We start from the raw sequence: 16,898 nt of genomic DNA on the forward strand, positions 1-16,898 counted from the left end.
CTGCGTCCGCCCGGCCCCCGGCCCCCGACCTGCCCACCTGGCCCGGACGTTCGGCCCGGGGCCGGTTGTCAGTGCCGGGGCCTAGGGTGCGGTGCATGACGACTGTGCCGCGCCCCGCCGCCGAACTGTCCGCCGACGAAGCCCGCCGGATCGCGTTGCGCGCCCAGGGCTTCCTGGGCGCGCCCGACCGTCGCGCCGGGGTGCGCGGGGTGCTGCGCGGCCTCGGCCAGGTCCAGCTCGACACCATCTCCGTCCTCGCCCGTTCGCACGAGCTCATTCCGTACGCGCGCCTGGGCGCCGTCGGCCGTACGACGGTCGAGCAGGCCTACTGGTCCGGCGCGCCCGGCGGCGCGTCCGCGACACGGCCCCACGCCTTCGAGTACTGGTCGCACGCGGCCTGCATCCTGCCCGTCGAGGAGTGGCCGCACTTCGCCTTCCGCCGCCGCGCCTACCGCGACCGCCCGCACTGGCACCACGAGCTGTCGGCGGGCGCGTACGACAAGGTGATCGACCAGCTGCGCACCGAGGGGCCGCAGACGGCGACCGAGCTGGGCGGCGCCAAGAACAAGGGCGAGTGGTGGGACTGGTCCGACGCCAAGATCGCCGTCGAGCGCGCCCTGATGCACGGCGAGGTGGTGGTGGTCGAGCGGCGCGGCTGGAAGCGGGTCTACGACCTGGCCGAGCGGGCGATCCCGCAGGACCTCCTCCACGACGACCTGGACGACGCCGAGTGCGTGCGGCGCCTGGTGCGGCAGGCCGGGGAGGCGCTGGGGGTGGGCACGCGCGCGGACATCGCCGACTACCACCGGATCAAGGGCGAGCAGTTCGACGCCGTGGTCGAGGCAGCGGGGCTGGTCCCCGTCACGGTGGCGGGCTGGGGGAAGCCCGCCTGGGCGGACCCGGCGGCGCTGGCCTCGGAGCCCCGGGGCCGGCACCGTACGACCCTGCTCTCGCCGTTCGACTCGCTGATCTGGGAGCGGGCCCGCACGGAGCGGATCTTCGGCTTCACCCACCGCCTGGAGGCCTACGTGCCGAAGCAGAAGCGGGTGCACGGCTACTTCGCGATGCCGGTCCTCGCCGGGGGCCGGCTGGTCGGCCGCGTGGACCCCGCGCGCGAGGGCAGGACGCTCGTCGCCCGGCAGGTGACGCTGGACGGCCCGAAGGCCGTGCCGGCGGTGGCGGCGGCGCTGCGCGAGGCGGCCGCGTGGGTCGGCTGCGACGCGGTGTCGGTGGTGCCGGACCGGATGAACCACCCCGGCCTGGCGCCGGAGCTGGTCCGGGCCCTGGCCTGAGCGCCCGGAGGGGCGGTCAGCGGATCTCGAGGATCTTCTCCCGCATCGCGTAGACCACGGCCTCCATCCGGGAGTGGAGCTGGAGCTTCTCCAGGATGTTCCGGACGTGGTTCTTCACGGTGTTCTCCGAGATGAACAGCTCCTTGGCGATGTCCCGGTTGTTCATCCCGGTCGCGACGAGCTTGAGCACCTCCAGCTCACGGTCGGTCAGCCGGGGCGCGGGCACGAGCCGGCGCTCGTCGGTGCGCTGGATCATCGACTTGAACTCGGTGAGGAGCTTCGACGCCATCGAGGGGCTGATCTGCGACTGCCCGTCCGCGACCGCCCGGATGGCCGTCGCCACCTCGTCGGTGGAGATCTCCTTGAGGAGGTAGCCGGTGGCGCCCGCCTTGATCGCGTCGTAGAGGTCGGCCTCCTCGTCACTGATCGTCAGCATGATGATCTTCGCGCTGGGGGCCACCTCCTTGATGGAGGTGCACGCCTCGATGCCGCCGCGCCGGGGCATCCGTACGTCCATCAGGACGATGTCGGGCAGCAGATCGGCGGCCTTGTCGACCGCCTCCGCCCCGTCGCCGGCCTCTCCGACGACCTGGATGTCCTCCTCCTGCGCGAGGACGATCTCCAGTCCGCGGCGGAAGAGGGCGTGGTCGTCCACGACAAGGACCCGGATGGGCTCCTTGCGGAATGTGCCACTGTCCGAATCCGATCCCTCCGGGACCGCATTACCGTGCTCGCGCCCGCTGAGCACCGGCCCGAAGCTGTCCGCCATCGTTCCTCCCCCTGAAGGCCGTGGCCTGAATTCGTTTCCGGTCCCCAACCGGTACTCGGAGAGCACCGGTTGGCGTGCACGCCATGATTTCATGCCCGGGCGGCGACGGCGTGATCCACGGACGCACGGGGGTGCCCCTGGGGGCGCCGAGAGCGCTCCAGGGGCACCGTGAGGGACGACCGAGGAGGGTGAGGTGCGCGGGGCCGGCCGTCAGCCGCCGAGCGCGCCGCCTGCGCCGCGGCCCTCGGCGAGCGGGTCGCTCTCCAGATGGATGACGCCGTAGTCGTAGGCGTGTCGCCGGTAGACGACGCTCGGCTGCTTGGTGTCGGAGTCGACGAAGAGATAGAAGTCGTGTCCGACCAGCTCCATCTCGTAGAGCGCCTGGTCCAGCGTCATGGGGGCGGCCTTGTGGGTCTTCTCGCGGACCACCAGCGGGCCCTCGCCCTGCACTTCGATCGAGCCCATCATCGTGGTGGGCACCTTGTCGGACTCGTCGGCGACGAGCTGGCCGTCTCCGTTGAGCTGGGCGGCGCCGGGCACCACGTCCCCGACCTCCGCCGCCGAAAGCCTGCCGTTTCCACGGCGGGTGTACCGCTTGTCGTGCTGCTTGCGCAGTCGCGCCTCGAGCTTGTCGCTCGCGAGGTCGAGCGCTGCGTACGGGTCGCCTGCCGCCGCTTCCGCCCGGATCACCGGGCCTCGGGAGTGGAGGGTGATCTCGACGCGGTCGGACCTGTCGGCCTGCCGCGGGTTGTGTTCCTTGGACACCTCGACGTCGAGGCTGATCACCTTGCCGTCGAGCTTCTGGATCTTCTCCAGCTTCAGCTTCTCGGCCACGTGCTTGCGGAACCGCTCGGGCACCTCGGTCTTGCGGCCCTTGACGACGATGTCCACGCAGAACTCCGTTCCCGGATCGCCCTGATCGGCTCCTCGGCCGCCGGGCATCTCCCTTTGCACCAGACTCCGGTGGATTACCGGAGCTCGGACTAGGCGACTTTCACCTCCTCCTCCCCAGCCGACAAGATCCCCACCCCATCGACAAGAGGTTAATTCGCTCTGAACTCCTGTCCTGCAGGCGCAACCATTATTCGTCGAGGCGGTGGCTTCCACCATTCCTCACAACCGAACATAGCCCCTTCGGACGGGTGTCGGCACCCGCTACCGCGACATACCTCCGTACGGGTGCTTTCACCTCTCACCACCTGCAACGATCCAACTCCCCGACGAGTTCCGGTTTAATTCGAACGAAGCGGGAGAGGATGCGATCACGGCCGCCGCCCGCTGTTCGAATCCATGCTGCGCCGGACCGCCCGGTAAACCGTGCGGTAATTCAGGAACGAACGGATGGTGTACGGCTCCGAGGGCGCGCGCCGCCTCCGCCAGCGAGGCGCCCGTGGTCATCAGGTCGTCCACGAGCACCACCTTTCCCGTCGTCAGCAGCCGTCCCCCGCCCGGCGCGACCTCCAGTGCGCCGGAGAGGTTCGCGAGCCGTCCGTGTGCCCGGAGACCCGCCTGGTCCGCCACGTACCGCCGCTGACGCAGCACGGGCACGACCCGCGCCCGCCGCCCCGCCGACCGCAGCCGGGCCGCCGCCGCCAGCGCGATCCGTCGCGTCGGATCATGGCCACGCGCCCGCACGGAGCGCCGCGAGGACGGCACCGGTACGAGGAACAGCGGAACCGGTGAAGAGCCGCCTGTGCCCCCGTCGGCGGCCTCCACGGCGCGGGCCAGCGCGCCACCCAGGGGCCGGGCCAGGGCGAGCGCCCCGCGTTCCTTGTGGGCGAGGAGCAGTTCCCGCACGGCGTCGGCGTACGGCGCGACGGCGTGGACCACGGGCAGCCCGGCGGGTTCGGGCGAGGGCCGCACCCGGCGCGGCCCCGGCTCCGCCCCGACCAGGACGGCCGCGCAGGAGGCGCACAGCTCCGTACGCGGCCTGCCGCAGCCTCCGCAGGCGACCGGCAGCACCAGCCCGGCGATCTCGCGCCACCACCCCCGCATGGCTCCACTCTGCGCCCTGCACGGCCCCCGGGCCACCCCTGTGGAAAACCCCGCGAACCCGGCTTCCGCCGGGGCGTCCGAGGGACCTCGCGGAGGCGCCCGAATACGTCAGGTCCTCCGGCTCGGGGCGCGCCCGCTGCCCCGGTGACCCTGCGGCGCGCTCCCGCTATCCCGGGTAGACGGGCGAGCTGCCGTCCTTGACCACCGGCTGCCAGTTCGTGCCCGGGGCGAGCCGGACGATGCCGTCGTCGCCGGAGTCGGCGACCACCGGCGCGGAATCGTCGTGCGGCACCGAGTCGCCGTGCGGCGCCGCGACCGACGTCACCCCGTTCAGACCGGGGAGCACCGAGGTCGCCGAGGTCGAGCCGTCCGTCTGCAGATAGCGGATCTGCTGGACCCCGCCGGCTTCCCTGCCGACGACCACGAGCCGGCTCGGCCCGGCCCAGGAGACGGCCGTCACCGACTCCATCCGGGGCGCGGCGGGCTGGAGGTCGAGCACCGAGACGACCGGGTTCTCACCCGTCGTCTGCCGCTGGATCCGGCCGATCTGCAGGGTCGTACGCCCGTCGCGGGTGACGAGCAGAGCGATCCGGACCCCGTCGGCGGAGACCCGCAGCGACTCGATCCTGGCGTCGTCCCCCAGCCACGGCGTCCGCACCTTGACGGGCTCACCGGTGCCGTCGGGCACCATCCACAGCTGCGGCGCGGCGGGATCGCGGTCGGCGACCCACAGGTCGCCCCGACCGTCCCAGCTGGGCGCGGACAGCCGGTCGGCGGGTCGGGCGGCCTTGCTGGTCAGGACCGCGGGCAGGGAGTCCTGCTCCGTGGTGATGGACGAGACGAACAGGTCCCGGCCGCTCTCCCCGACGGCGGCGGCGCGGGTCTCGCCCCGGTCGACGGCGACCGACCGGAGCGGCGTCGTGCCCTTGCCGAGCGGACCGGGCACCTCGACGGGTGTGTTCGCCTCCTTGGCGCCGACGATCAGCATCATCAGCCTGTTGTGGTCGTCGACGAAGTACGGGTTCTCCTGCCGTTCCGTGTTCCGGACGGCGGCGAACTCGGACTTCTGCCCCTTGCCGAGGCGGCACAGCGACTGGCCCTTCGACCCCACGAGCTCCACCTGCTCGACGCGTACGGAGGTCAGGTCGCCCAGCGTGAACAGCAGCTGCGCCGCCATCCGCCGACACGCCTCGCCGCCGACCTGGTCCGCCCTGGCGTTCAGGGGCACCTTCAGCGTGGACTGGTCGTCGGTCGTCAGCGTCGTGACGCCCTTCGCCAGCTCCGTACCGGACGGGAAGCGGGAGTCCACGGCCGGCTTCAGCCAGTTCGTGGGGCCTTCGAGGAGCGCCTTGACCGTCTGCGTCACCGAGTCCATCCGGGTGACGGGGTCCTGCCGCTGCCGGATGTAGACGGGGTCGGCGACGACCCAGTCCTCCCCGGAGGCGAAGTAGTACTTGTTGACCGACCGGTAGTTGCGCAGGAAGTCGGCCTCGCCGAGCACCAGGCCGGGCGGCAGGCTGTCGATGCGCCACTCCTTGCCCTTGCCGTCGGCGGCGGGCTGCTGCACGACATGGATCGACTGCAGGTAGGGCGCGGGGCTGTTCGGCTGGTACGCGTGACGGGCGTCCACGGTCGCGATCTTGCGGCCGGAGAGCGGGTAGGCGCGGCCCTCGTTGTCGGGGTCGGCATTGCGGTCGGCCGCGTCGCGGGCGGGCGCGGTGGTGAGCACGGTGATGCTCTCCTCCGGCTTCCAGGTCCGCGCGGCCTGCTTCGTCAGGTACTTGCGGGCGGTGGCGAAGCCGGGGTCGTCACTGGTCATGGCTTCGAGGAAGCCGTCCACGATCTCGTCCGGGTCCGCGTTCTCCCGGGGCGCCACGGCGTAGACCCGCACCTGCGAGTCACCCTGGTTGGCGCCCTTGACCGTCTGCACCTCGCCGCTGTCGGGCATCGTCGCGCAGCCGGTCGCAAGCAGCCCGCCGCACGCGGCCAGCACCAGGACGCGCGTGCTCCGCGCCCGTACCGCCCGTCCTTCTCGGAAGTCCCACCCCGCGTGCCCCACTCGGGAGTCAACGCCCACGTGTCCCGTCCTCCCGCTCCACGTTCCCGTTACCGCCGTCGCCGTCCGTCGCCGCGCGCGCCACCACCCGGGCACCGCTGCCGGGCAGGGCCGTCGGGTCGACGGACGCCGCCGGCACCGGCAGCCTCGGCGGTACGGACAGCTGCGTCCGGTCGCCGACGGACTGCGCCGGCACCGCCGTGCGGCGTGCGCCCTCCTGCGTGTGCGCGACGGCCGTCTGCTCCCGGTTGCGACGCGAGTCCTCGGGCTCCAGGGGGATCGGGGAGCCCCGCAGCGGCTCGTCCGCCGTACGCGGCAGGGTGAGCCGGAACTGCGAGCCGCCACCGGCCTCGCCCCAGGCCTGGAGCCAGCCACCGTGCAGCCGGGCGTCCTCGACCGCGATGGACAGCCCGAGGCCGGTGCCGCCCGTGGTCCTCGCCCGCGCGGGATCGGCCCGCCAGAACCGGTTGAACACCCGGGTCGCCTCGCCCGGCTTCAGTCCGACGCCGTAGTCGCGCACCGCGACGGCGACGGCTCCGCCCGCGGCGGCCAGTTTCACCACCACGTCCCGGCCCTCGCCGTGCTCGACGGCGTTGACGACGAGGTTGCGCAGCACCCGCTCGACCCGGCGTGCATCCGCCTCGGCCACCACGGGCTGCTGGTCCCCGACGACCACGATCCGGGTCCCCTTGCGCTCGGCCAGGGGTTCGGCACCGCCGATCACCCGGCGCACGACCTGCCGCAGGTCTATCGGCTCGGCTTCCAGGGCCGCCGCGCCCGCGTCGAAGCGGCTGATCTCCAGGAGGTCGGAGAGCAGCGACTCGAAGCGGTCGAGCTGATCGCCGAGGAGTTCGGCGGAACGGGCGGTCACGGGGTCGAAGTCGACCCGTGCCTCGTGGATGACGTCGGCGGCCATCCGGACCGTGGTGAGCGGGGTGCGCAGCTCGTGCGAGACGTCCGAGACGAACCGCCGCTGCATCCGCGACAACTCCTCCAGCTGCTGGATCTTGAGCTGGAGGTTCTGCGCCATCTTGTTGAAGGCCTCACCCAGGCGGGCGATGTCGTCCTCGCCGGTGACCTTCATCCGTTCCTGGAGCCGGCCGGCCGAGAGCCGCTCGGCGATCCCGGCGGCCATCCGCACCGGCGTGACGACCTGGCGCACCATGAGCCAGGCGATGGCCCCGAGCAGCACCACGACGAACAGGCCCGCGGTCGCCAGAGTGCCCTTGACCAGGGTGAGGGAGTCCTCCTCCTGGGTCAGCGGAAACAGGTAGTACAGCTCGTACTGGGTGCCGTCGGCGTCGTTCAGCCGCTTGCCGATCACCAGACCGGCCTCGGACGCCTTGCCACTCGTGTAGTGGATCTTGGTGAACTTCTGGAAGGTGTCCGCGCCCTGGGCGACCGAGAGCCGCAGGTCGGCGGGGATGCTCGTGGCCGGGTCGACCTCACCGGAGGCCCGCACCCCGCGACTCGCGGTGTCGTCGGTGTCGAGGGAGAGCGCCACCACGTTGAAGGCGCTCTGACCACCACTGGCGAGTTGCTCGACCAGGGTGGAGCGCCAGTTCACCGAGGAACCGGTCCGCCCGCCGACCTGCTGACCGGGCGCCGACGAGGTGGTCGCCGCCCTGTCCTGGGCGGCGGAGAAGCCCCCCGCGGCCTGGCTCTGGGCGGCCCTCTCCTTGGCGTCGAGCAGACCGTTGCGCACCTGACCGATGACGACCAGGCCGAGCAGCAGCACGACCCCGAGCGACATCAGCAGGGTGCCCGCGACGATCCTCAGCTGGATGTTCCGTCGCCACAGCCGCAGAGCGGGCAGCAACGGCCGGCGCACCCAGCGCGCGAAGAGCCGGAGCACCGGTCCACCCGGCGCCCCGTCCCGGAAGAACCGTCCACCACGAGGCAGACGGCCGGAACGCGAGCCCCCCCGCCTCGGTCCGGCAGCCCGCCCCGTACGGACTCCCGGGTCCCCGGGCTTCGGAGCAGCACTGCCCTTGCTCATGTCAGCTCGGCCCCGCCTTGTACCCGACACCCCGGACGGTCACCACGATCTCCGGGCGCTCCGGGTCCTTCTCGACCTTCGAGCGCAGCCGCTGGACATGCACGTTCACCAGCCGGGTGTCGGCCGCGTGCCGGTAGCCCCAGACCTGCTCCAGCAGGACCTCCCGGGTGAAGACCTGCCACGGCTTGCGCGCGAGCGCGACGAGCAGATCGAACTCGAGCGGGGTCAGGGCGATGGACTGCCCCTCCCGCTTCACGGAGTGCCCGGCCACGTCGATGACGAGGTCACCGATGGTGAGCTGCTCCGGAGCCGGCTCCTCGGAACGCCGCAGCCGCGCCCGGATACGGGCGACGAGCTCCTTCGGCTTGAACGGCTTCACGATGTAGTCGTCGGCCCCGGACTCCAGGCCCACGACGATGTCCACCGTGTCGCTCTTGGCCGTGAGCATGACGATCGGCACACCCGACTCGGCCCTGATCAGGCGGCACACCTCGATGCCGTCCCTACCGGGCAGCATCAGGTCGAGCAGCACCAGGTCAGGCTTGGCCTCCCGGAATGCGGCAAGCGCCTTGTCACCGTCCGCGACGAACGACGGCTCGAACCCTTCACCCCGCAGCACGATGCCGAGCATCTCGGCCAGTGCGGTGTCGTCGTCGACGACAAGAACGCGTCCCTTCATATCGACATCATCCCATTTCCGTATCAGTCGTAAGGCGGCTGGTGAGATACCTCACTGACCTGCGGCATCGTCCGGATCGGCTACTGATGACCGTCCGTGTCCGTGGGTGTTGATGTCAGTCATGGATGTCACCCCCGTGGCCCCCGTGGTCGCCCAGAACCGTACCCCGCGCGGCTGGCTTCGGCCTACGGTCGAGAGTGGCCACATCGGCCAGTGGAGAGCCACGACACCGAGGCGTCTCCGAGCACTCCACTCGGCGTGGGGCTCCCCGGGCGCCCCACTCGGAATGCTCCTACGGTGGGAGGAGAGAGCGCGGTGCCCGTGTATGCCTCTCCGCTCCGCCTCCCCCGCCCCGATCTCGATGTCGCCATCGCCTCAGGAGGCGATTCCGCATGTCCACAGCATCCGAAACCCCCGTCCTGGACACTCTGGCCGCCATGACCGTCGACTCGATCGAACGGTGCAGCCTGCCGCCAGACATGCTCATCCTCACCCGTATCGCCGCGCTCGCGGCCTCGGACGCTCCCCCCATCTCCTACGCCGCTCACGTCGGCCCGGCCATGCAGGCGGACGTGACCGCCGAGCGGCTCCAGGACGTCCTGGTCGCCATCGCCCCCATCGTGGGCACGGCCCGCGTCATGACGGCGGCCGGCAACATCGCCGCCGCTCTCGGTATCGCCATCGCCGTCGCGGAGGCAGAGATCTCCGAGGGATAGCAGGACCCTCGGCCCACGATCACGTCCCCTCGCTCCGGCTTCCCGCCCCCGACCGGCCCGACTGCACCCTGCCCTGTTCGACTGCCGACACCAGGAGCCGGGCAGCGACGCCGATCAGCAGCAGGTTGAGGGTCATCTGGCCTGTGACCAGCAGCCGGGCCGGTTCGCTGCGTGGGCTGACGTCTCCGAAGCCGACGGTGCTGAAGACGGTCATGGTGAAGTACAGCGCGTCGCTTCGCGACAGAGCCTCGCTGAAGCTGCCCGCGACACTGCGCTCCATCAGGTAGTAGGCCGTCGCGAACAGGAGCAGGTAGAGCGGGAGCGTCGCCCCCAGGGCCTCCGCAGCTCGCAGCTCGGGACGCGGGGACCGGGTGATCTTTCGGATCTGCCACGCCAGGAGCGATGTCACCGCCGCCATACCTCCGACGAGCGCGACGACAGTGCCGGCGGTGAAGGCCGAATCCAGGGGAAGCACGTAGTAGGCGGCGACGAGGATTCCCGCCGTCAGCAGCGAACGCAGCGAGGCGCGGAACGTCTGTCGTCGGCTCTTGCGTGAGGTCGTGTCCACGGTTCCGTCCCGATGCTCCGATGCGGTGATCGCGTTGCCGATCCGCTCGTGGCTTCAACGTCCCCGTGCTGCGGCGGTCAGGGTGGCAGGCGCACCAGGCGGTCACCGGGATGGCCGCCTCGCCCGAAGGCGGACCGTGTGGGACGTGGCGTCCTCCCCCCGGAGGACACGGGATGGGGTGAGTGATGGCAGCTTCCGACTCGGGCCTCAAGTCGGTCTCACCGAGCGGCTGGGATGCGCGCCTGGCAGTGGATCGGCTACAACACGATCGCGTTCGTCATCGTCCTGACGGTCGGCTTCGTACTGGCACTGGTGGGCAGCGGCGCGCTCAACCTGAGACTGGTCAGCCGCCACCTGGTCGTAGCACTGGTGATCGCCACTCTCGGGGCCATCCTGTTCGGAGGCGCTCTCGGAGCGCTGCAATGGCTCGTCGTCCGACAACGCGTCCCCGTCCCGCGCAAGGTGTGGATCACCGCCAATATCGGCCCGGCGCTGCTGGCCTGGTTGCTCGTCATCATGCCTGCGGTGATCACGGCCCAGGAGTCCGGTGACGATGTCTCGACGGCCTACCTGCTGGCCGCCAGCCAGAGCCTGGCCCTGGGTCCCCTGCTCGGCCTCTCCCAGGCAATGGTGCTGCGCAAGGTCACCAGCCGCTGGGCCTGGTGGATCGGCGCGAACCTGGCTTCCTGGCTCATCGTCGACGCCGTCATCTACCTCTTGTCGCGTCTCTCCGAGGACCTGGACGTCCTCACCGGCAGGGGATCCGTCATCGAGGTCTACCTGACCCTGATCGCCACGACCCCGCTGACCGGCCGAGCCTTGCTGTGGGTCCTGGCTCCCTCCGCCCTGACAGTGCCCACGAGTCCACCGTCACCGTGACATCCCGACCGTGCTCTCGCCCCCGACGCGATCGGCCGGCTGGATGGCTACTGCGTCAGCGGGCCACTCTGCGGAGTCTCGGCACCGACCCTGATCCGATCGCCACCTGCTGTGACCTGCCCCACAGCGTCTCCCCCAGCCCGGACCTCGCCCCCGTCGACCGGGGCCCGCTCGGCCCGCCGTCGCGCGGTTCGCACCTGATGATCGGGTATCCGCACAGTGGGCAGCCTGCCGCCCGCACGATGAAGGTCCGGACGAAGGTACGAAGGTCGACACCCGTCCCGCCCACGGGCGGGTCCCGCGTGGCACGATGGCACCCGGCCCGCCGCCGTGTCAGGTGTCGGCCGCCGTGACCGAGCCGGCCCGCCGATCCGGCACCGCGACCATTCCTCCGAGGTGGACGACCGTGAACGACACTCCGGGCTGGACCTCGCCCGGATCCGCCCCCTCCGACGACCAGGACGGCTCCCGGGTCCCCCGGCCCGCCCCGGCCGACGCGAACGGCTCCGCCCCCCAGTGGTCCAAGGACCAGCCGCCCGCCGGCCGCTGGACCCCACCGACCGACCGGACCCCGCCCCCGCCGCGCACTCCGGTGCGCGGCCAGGGCTGGGGCGGCCCACCGCCGAACGCCCACTGGGGCCGGCCTCCGGCCGCGAAGCCGGGGGTCATCCCGCTGCGCCCGCTGGGCATGGGCGAGATCCTCGACGGCGCGGTGAAGACGCTTCGGACGTACTGGCGCACGGTCCTGACCATCTCGGCGACCGTCGCGGTGGTCTCCCAGACCGCCAACATCCTGGCCCAGCGGTATCTCGTCCCGGCAGCCCCGGCGACGAACCCGGACGCCACCCCCGCCGAGGTGCTCGACCAGTCCCTCGACTCGGCTCAGTCGTCCCTGCTCGGTCTCGGTCCCGCCCTCCTCGTGACGCTGATGGCCTCCCTGGTCTGCGCCGCCCTGCTGACCGTCGTCATCAGCCGCGCCGTCCTCGGCCGCCCGGTCTCGCTGGGCACCGCCTGGCAGGAGGCCCGCCCCCGCCTGCTCCAGCTCACCGGTCTCACGCTGCTGCTGGCGGCCCTGAGCGCGGGCGTCGTCCTCGCCGGTGTGCTGCCCGGGCTTCTGATCGGCGGCCCCGCGGGCGTCGCCCTCGTGTTTCTCGGCGGCCTGGGCGCCCTCGTGGCTGCCGTCTGGCTCATGATCCGTTTCAGCCTCGCGTCCCCCGCCCTGATGCTGGAGCGCCAGGGCGTCATCCCGTCGCTGAAGCGCTCCGCCAAGCTGGTCCAGGGCGCGTGGTGGCGAATCTTCGGCATCACCCTTCTCACCCAGCTGCTGATCTTCGTCTTCGCCATGATCATCGCGATCCCGTTCGCGATGATCGGCATCGCGGTCGACGGCGACGGCTTCTCCGGCCTGCTCTCCGGCGAGGCCGCCACCTTCGGCTGGCCCTTCCTGATCATCACCGGCATCGGCAGCGTGATCACCAGCGCGGTCACCTACCCGATCTCCGCCGGAGTGACGGTGCTCCTCTACGTGGACCAGCGCATCCGCCGCGAAGCCCTGGACCTCGAACTCGCACGAGCCGCAGGCCTCCCCGGCTACGGCCCCGCACCGGGCGACCAGACCGTCGGAGGCTGATGCCGTGACGGGCACGGGGGGAACGGCCGCGGCACTTCCACGTCTGCGTGCCGATGACGGCGTACCGGTGGACATCTCCCGCGTCCCCGCCCGCGAGGCCGCGGAGCGGGAGCTGTCCCGGCCGATGTACCACGAGAACGACCCGAACCTCCTCCAACGCGGCCTCGACCGCTTCTGGGAGTGGCTCGGCGACCTCTTCGCCGCCGCGTCCGCGGCCACCCCCGGCGGCGTCGTCGGTCTCGTCGTGGTCATCCTGTTCGCGGCAGCCCTCGTGGCCGCACTCTGGTGGCGCCTCGGCACCCCGCACCGCGCCCCCGGCACCACCGGCGACTCCCTCTTCGCGGACGGCCCGCGCACCGCCCGCGACCACCGGGCCGCAGCCGACCGACACGCCTCCGCCGGCCGCTGGAACCAGGCGGTCCAGGAACGCATGCGGGCCGTCGTCCGCTCCCTCGAAGAACGCACTCTCCTCGACCCCCGCCCCGGCCGCACCGCCGACGAGGCCGCCGCCGAGGCCGGCCGCTCCCTGCCTTCCCGAGCGGACGAACTGCGCCTCGCGGCCCGCACCTTCGACGACATCACATACGGCGGCCGCACCGCCGACGAGCCCGCGTACCGCCGCATCGAGGAACTGGACACCGCCCTGGAGCGGACCCGCCCCACCCTCGACACCGCCTCCACGGGGACGCCCGCATGAACCCGGCCGCCGGCACCACGTCCCTCGCGCTCACCCCCCGTCAGCTCTGGTCCCGTGCCCGCGGCACGCTCCTCGTCCTCGCCCTCGTCCTCATCGGCGGCATCGTCCTGGCGACCGTCCAGTCCACCGGCTCCCATGGCGCGCTCGACCCCCGCTCCGCCGACCCCCACGGCAGCCGCGCCGTCGCCGAACTCCTCAAGGCCCGCGGCGTCACGGTCACCGTCACCACCACCCTCGACGAGACCACGGCCGCGACCACCGGCACCAGCACCCTCCTGGTCACCTCCCCCGACCTGCTGACGGAGGCTCAGCAGAGCACGCTCCGGCGGGCCATCACAGAAGCCGCGAGCCGTACCGTCCTCATCGGGTCCGGCAGCCCCTCCCTCCCCACTCTGGCCCCGGACGTCACCGGAGCCACCAGCGTCCCCGCGGAGAACCGCACCCCCTCCTGCACCCTGGAAGCCGCCACCCGCGCGGGCAGCGCCGACCTCGGCGGCGAGCGCTACCTCGTCGACCCCGGCACCGCGGCCGACGCCTGCTACCCCGCCGACGGCCTGCCGACCCTGGTCCGCGTCCCCGGCCCCGGCGCCACCGACACGGTCCTCCTCGGCTCGCCCGACATCCTCTACAACGACCGTCTCGACCAGCAGGGCAACGCCTCGCTCGCCCTGCAACTCCTCGGCTCCCGGCCCCATCTCGTCTGGTACCTCCCCTCCCTCTCCGACACCTCCGCCGCCGCCGACGCACCCGACGACGACACCACGGGCGACTTCCTCGCCCTCATCCCCTCCGGCTGGCTCTGGGGCACGCTCCAACTCGCCGTCGCCGCCCTGCTCGCCGCCCTCTGGAGAGGCCGCCGCCTCGGCCCCCTGGTGACCGAGCGCCTCCCCGTCGCCCTCCGCGCCTCCGAGGCAACCGAAGGCCGAGCCCGCCTCTACCGCAAGGCGAACGCCCGCGACCGCGCCGCCACCGTCCTCCGCACCGCGACCCGCACCCGGCTGGCCCCCGCGCTCGGCGTCCCCGTCCAGGACGCCCACTCCCCCGAGCGCCTCCTCCCCGCACTCTCCGCCCGTCTCCCCGAGACCACCGCGGACCCCAAGCACCTCCTCTTCGGACCGGCTCCCACCGACGACATCACTCTCATCCGCCTGGCGGACCAACTCGACGCCCTCGAAAGAGAGGTACGCACCTCATGAGCGCCCCGACCCCCGAGACCACCACGGACTCGGACAGCGCCCGCGCCTCCCTGGAGGCCCTGCGCACCGAGATCGCGAAGGCGGTGGTCGGCCAGGACCCCGCCGTCACCGGTCTCGTCGTCGCCCTGCTCTGCCGGGGACACGTCCTCCTCGAAGGCGTTCCCGGCGTCGCCAAGACCCTGCTGGTCCGCTCGCTCGCCGCCGCGCTCGAACTCGACACCAAGCGCGTCCAGTTCACCCCCGACCTCATGCCGAGCGACGTCACCGGCTCCCTGGTCTACGACACCCGGACATCCGAGTTCTCCTTCCAGGCCGGCCCGGTCTTCACCAACCTCCTGCTCGCGGACGAGATCAACCGGACGCCGCCGAAGACCCAGTCGTCCCTCCTGGAGGCGATGGAGGAACGCCAGGTCACGGTCGACGGAACCCCGCGCCCCCTCCCCGAGCCCTTCCTGGTCGCCGCGACCCAGAACCCCATCGAGTACGAAGGCACCTACCCGCTGCCCGAGGCCCAACTGGACCGTTTCCTGCTCAAGCTGACGGTCCCTCTGCCCTCACGCGCGGACGAGATCCAGGTCCTCACCCGTCACGCCGAGGGCTTCGACCCCCGCGACCTGAAGGCCGCCGGCGTCCGCCCCGTCGCCGGTCCCGCCGAACTCGAAGCCGCCCGGACCGCCGTCGCCAAGGTCTCGGTCTCCCCCGAGATCGCCGGCTATGTCGTCGATATCTGTCGTGCCACGCGTGAATCCCCCTCACTCGCCCTCGGGGTCTCCCCCCGAGGCGCCACCGCCCTGCTCTCCACCACCCGCGCCTGGGCCTGGCTCACCGGCCGGGACTATGTCACCCCGGACGATGTGAAGGCCCTCGCTCTCCCCACCCTGCGCCATCGCATCCACCTGCGGCCCGAGGCCGAGATGGAGGGGGTCACCCCCGATTCCGTGATCAACTCGATCCTCACCCACGTCCCCGTCCCCCGCTGAGAAGGGCACCCCCATGGCCCTCACCGGACGAACCGCACTGCTCGCCGCCCTCGGATCGCTCCCCGTCGGCGTCCTCGCCCCCAGCTGGGCGGGGATGCTCGCGGTGAACGCGCCCCTCTCCCTCGCAATTCTGTGCGACTACGCCCTGGCGGTGCCAGTACGAACGCTCCAATTCACCCGAAGTGGTGACACATCCGTTCGACTCGGTGACGCTGCGGACGTCCAGCTCACGGTCACCAACCCGTCCCGTCGCACCCTCCGTGCCCAGCTCCGTGACGCCTGGCCGCCCAGCAGCTGGCTTCCCGGCACCGACCAGGCCGCCTCCCGCCATCGGCTCATCGTCCCCGCCGGCGAACGCCGACGCCTCACCACGACCCTGCGCCCCACCCGCCGCGGCGACCGCCACGCCGAAAGGGTCACGGTCCGCTCCTTCGGCCCCCTCGGCCTGGCAGCCCGCCAGGGCAACCACGAAGTCCCCTGGACCGTCCGCGTCCTGCCGCCCTTCACCAGCCGCAAGCACCTCCCGTCCCGGCTGGCCAGGCTCCGCGAACTCGACGGCCGCACCAGCGTCCTGACCCGCGGCGAGGGCACGGAGTTCGACAGCCTCCGTGAGTACGTGCCCGGCGACGACACCCGCTCGATCGACTGGCGCGCCACCGCCCGCCAGACCACGGTCGCCGTCCGCACCTGGCGCCCGGAGCGGGACCGCCACATCCTCATCGTCCTCGACACCGGCCGCACCTCGGCCGGCCGCGTCGGAGACGTCCCGCGCCTGGACGCCTCCATGGACGCGGCGCTCCTCCTCACCGCGCTCGCGTCCCGAGCCGGTGACCGCGTGGACCTCCTCGCCTACGACCGACGTCTCCGCGCCCAGGTCCAGGGCCGTTCCGCCGGCGACGTCCTTCCCGCCGTCGTCAACGCCCTCGCCCCACTCGAACCCGAGCTGGTGGAGACCGACGCCCGGGGCCTGGCCGCGACCGCCCTCGCACGCGCTCCGCGACGCTCGCTGATCGTCCTGCTGACGAGCCTCGACGCGGCCCCCATCGAGGAGGGTCTGCTCCCGGTCCTGCCGCAGCTCGCCCAGCGCCACACCGTCCTGGTCGCCTCCGTGTCCGATCCTCACGTCGCCCGGATGGCGGCCGCACGCGGCTCGATCGAGGGCGTGTACGAAGCTGCCGCGGCGACCCAGACACAGTCCCAACGTGCCCGCACGGCGGAACAACTCCAGCGCCGTGGCGTCACGGTCGTCGACGCGTCCCCCGACGCCCTCGCCCCCGCCCTCGCAGACGCGTATCTCGCCCTGAAGGCAGCCGGCCGCCTCTGACGGATCGGCGATCACTCGGCACAGGCCCTACGGAAGGGAACCTGCCCGTAAACGCAGAAAAGCCCCGCACCATAAGGTGCGGGGCTTTCCCACAATGATTGTTCGGCGGCGTCCTACT

The 16,898-nt window shown here is 71.9% G+C and carries 15 protein-coding genes; 8 read left to right on the forward strand and 7 right to left on the reverse strand.

The window, feature by feature from the left end; translation table 11 throughout:
- The first annotated feature begins 95 nt into the window (after positions 1–95).
- Positions 96–1,292, forward strand: a complete 1,197-nt coding sequence (locus tag AMK29_RS05375; RefSeq protein WP_073808053.1) for a winged helix-turn-helix domain-containing protein — start codon at positions 96–98, stop codon at positions 1,290–1,292.
- 16 nt (positions 1,293–1,308) lie between these two features.
- Here the strand turns inward: AMK29_RS05375 and AMK29_RS05380 are convergent, their stop codons facing one another.
- From AMK29_RS05380 to mtrA, 6 genes are all read right to left on the reverse strand, one after another.
- The gene (locus AMK29_RS05380) at positions 1,309–2,061 is read right to left on the reverse strand and encodes a response regulator (RefSeq protein ID WP_073808056.1); all 753 of its coding nucleotides are present in this window, start codon (positions 2,059–2,061) and stop codon (positions 1,309–1,311) included.
- Positions 2,062–2,271: 210 nt separating this feature from the next.
- Positions 2,272–2,952, reverse strand: a complete 681-nt coding sequence (gene hpf, locus AMK29_RS05385; protein WP_374423466.1) for a ribosome hibernation-promoting factor, HPF/YfiA family — start codon at positions 2,950–2,952, stop codon at positions 2,272–2,274.
- Positions 2,953–3,246: 294 nt separating this feature from the next.
- Entirely contained in the window at positions 3,247–4,056 is an 810-nt protein-coding gene (locus tag AMK29_RS05390) for a ComF family protein (RefSeq protein WP_073808062.1), read from the reverse strand.
- 166 nt (positions 4,057–4,222) lie between these two features.
- A complete protein-coding gene (locus AMK29_RS05395) occupies positions 4,223–6,004 on the reverse strand; it encodes an LpqB family beta-propeller domain-containing protein (RefSeq protein ID WP_107422530.1) in 1,782 nt (593 codons plus the stop codon).
- A gap of 118 nt (positions 6,005–6,122) precedes the next feature.
- Positions 6,123–8,111, reverse strand: a complete 1,989-nt coding sequence (gene mtrB / locus AMK29_RS05400; RefSeq protein ID WP_198942174.1) for an MtrAB system histidine kinase MtrB — start codon at positions 8,109–8,111, stop codon at positions 6,123–6,125.
- Position 8,112: 1 nt separating this feature from the next.
- Positions 8,113–8,790, reverse strand: a complete 678-nt coding sequence (mtrA, locus tag AMK29_RS05405; RefSeq protein ID WP_030224028.1) for a two-component system response regulator MtrA — start codon at positions 8,788–8,790, stop codon at positions 8,113–8,115.
- Between the two features lie 392 nt (positions 8,791–9,182).
- On the opposite strand from mtrA, the gene AMK29_RS05410 reads away from it, so the two are divergent.
- Positions 9,183–9,506: a carboxymuconolactone decarboxylase family protein gene (locus AMK29_RS05410; protein ID WP_073808071.1), complete on the forward strand. Its 324-nt coding sequence runs from the start codon at positions 9,183–9,185 to the stop codon at positions 9,504–9,506.
- Between the two features lie 19 nt (positions 9,507–9,525).
- Here AMK29_RS05410 and AMK29_RS05415 read toward each other — a convergent pair whose 3' ends face one another.
- Positions 9,526–10,074: a potassium channel family protein gene (locus AMK29_RS05415; RefSeq protein WP_241845112.1), complete on the reverse strand. Its 549-nt coding sequence runs from the start codon at positions 10,072–10,074 to the stop codon at positions 9,526–9,528.
- A gap of 234 nt (positions 10,075–10,308) precedes the next feature.
- On the opposite strand from AMK29_RS05415, the gene AMK29_RS05420 reads away from it, so the two are divergent.
- The 6 genes from AMK29_RS05420 to AMK29_RS05445 all read left to right on the forward strand — a co-directional run bounded on the left by AMK29_RS05420 (position 10,309) and on the right by AMK29_RS05445 (position 16,780).
- Positions 10,309–10,953, forward strand: a complete 645-nt coding sequence (locus tag AMK29_RS05420) for a hypothetical protein (RefSeq protein ID WP_073808074.1) — start codon at positions 10,309–10,311, stop codon at positions 10,951–10,953.
- Positions 10,954–11,359: 406 nt separating this feature from the next.
- Positions 11,360–12,583 (forward strand): hypothetical protein, encoded by a 1,224-nt coding sequence (locus tag AMK29_RS05425; RefSeq protein WP_073808076.1) that lies wholly within the window; start codon positions 11,360–11,362, stop codon positions 12,581–12,583.
- Positions 12,584–12,587: 4 nt separating this feature from the next.
- Positions 12,588–13,280, forward strand: coding sequence for a DUF4129 domain-containing protein (locus AMK29_RS05430; RefSeq protein ID WP_073808079.1), 693 nt, complete (start codon positions 12,588–12,590; stop codon positions 13,278–13,280).
- On the forward strand, positions 13,277–14,476 hold the full coding sequence (locus AMK29_RS05435) for a DUF4350 domain-containing protein (RefSeq protein WP_073808081.1): 1,200 nt from the start codon (positions 13,277–13,279) through the stop codon (positions 14,474–14,476). Before AMK29_RS05430 ends, AMK29_RS05435 begins: the two co-directional genes overlap by 4 nt.
- The gene (locus AMK29_RS05440; protein ID WP_073808084.1) at positions 14,473–15,456 is read left to right on the forward strand and encodes an AAA family ATPase; all 984 of its coding nucleotides are present in this window, start codon (positions 14,473–14,475) and stop codon (positions 15,454–15,456) included. Before AMK29_RS05435 ends, AMK29_RS05440 begins: the two co-directional genes overlap by 4 nt.
- Before the next feature lie 13 nt (positions 15,457–15,469).
- Positions 15,470–16,780 (forward strand): DUF58 domain-containing protein, encoded by a 1,311-nt coding sequence (locus AMK29_RS05445; protein WP_073808087.1) that lies wholly within the window; start codon positions 15,470–15,472, stop codon positions 16,778–16,780.
- Positions 16,781–16,898 lie beyond the last annotated feature (118 nt).

Source organism: Streptomyces sp. CB02261, assembly GCF_001905665.1.
Lineage (GTDB): Bacteria > Actinomycetota > Actinomycetes > Streptomycetales > Streptomycetaceae > Streptomyces.

Excerpts from the sequence above, each read along its gene's own strand:
- AMK29_RS05375 (WP_073808053.1), top strand. The coding sequence starts at position 96 with ATGACGACTGTGCCGCGCCCCGCCGCCGAACTGTCCGCCGACGAAGCC.
- AMK29_RS05380 (WP_073808056.1), bottom strand. The coding sequence starts at position 2,061 with ATGGCGGACAGCTTCGGGCCGGTGCTCAGCGGGCGCGAGCACGGTAAT.
- AMK29_RS05390 (WP_073808062.1), bottom strand. The coding sequence starts at position 4,056 with ATGCGGGGGTGGTGGCGCGAGATCGCCGGGCTGGTGCTGCCGGTCGCC.
- AMK29_RS05395 (WP_107422530.1), bottom strand. The coding sequence starts at position 6,004 with ATGCCCGACAGCGGCGAGGTGCAGACGGTCAAGGGCGCCAACCAGGGT.
- mtrB (WP_198942174.1), bottom strand. The coding sequence starts at position 8,111 with ATGAGCAAGGGCAGTGCTGCTCCGAAGCCCGGGGACCCGGGAGTCCGT.
- mtrA (WP_030224028.1), bottom strand. The coding sequence starts at position 8,790 with ATGAAGGGACGCGTTCTTGTCGTCGACGACGACACCGCACTGGCCGAG.
- AMK29_RS05410 (WP_073808071.1), top strand. The coding sequence starts at position 9,183 with ATGTCCACAGCATCCGAAACCCCCGTCCTGGACACTCTGGCCGCCATG.
- AMK29_RS05420 (WP_073808074.1), top strand. The coding sequence starts at position 10,309 with ATGCGCGCCTGGCAGTGGATCGGCTACAACACGATCGCGTTCGTCATC.
- AMK29_RS05435 (WP_073808081.1), top strand. The coding sequence starts at position 13,277 with ATGAACCCGGCCGCCGGCACCACGTCCCTCGCGCTCACCCCCCGTCAG.
- AMK29_RS05440 (WP_073808084.1), top strand. The coding sequence starts at position 14,473 with ATGAGCGCCCCGACCCCCGAGACCACCACGGACTCGGACAGCGCCCGC.
- AMK29_RS05445 (WP_073808087.1), top strand. The coding sequence starts at position 15,470 with ATGGCCCTCACCGGACGAACCGCACTGCTCGCCGCCCTCGGATCGCTC.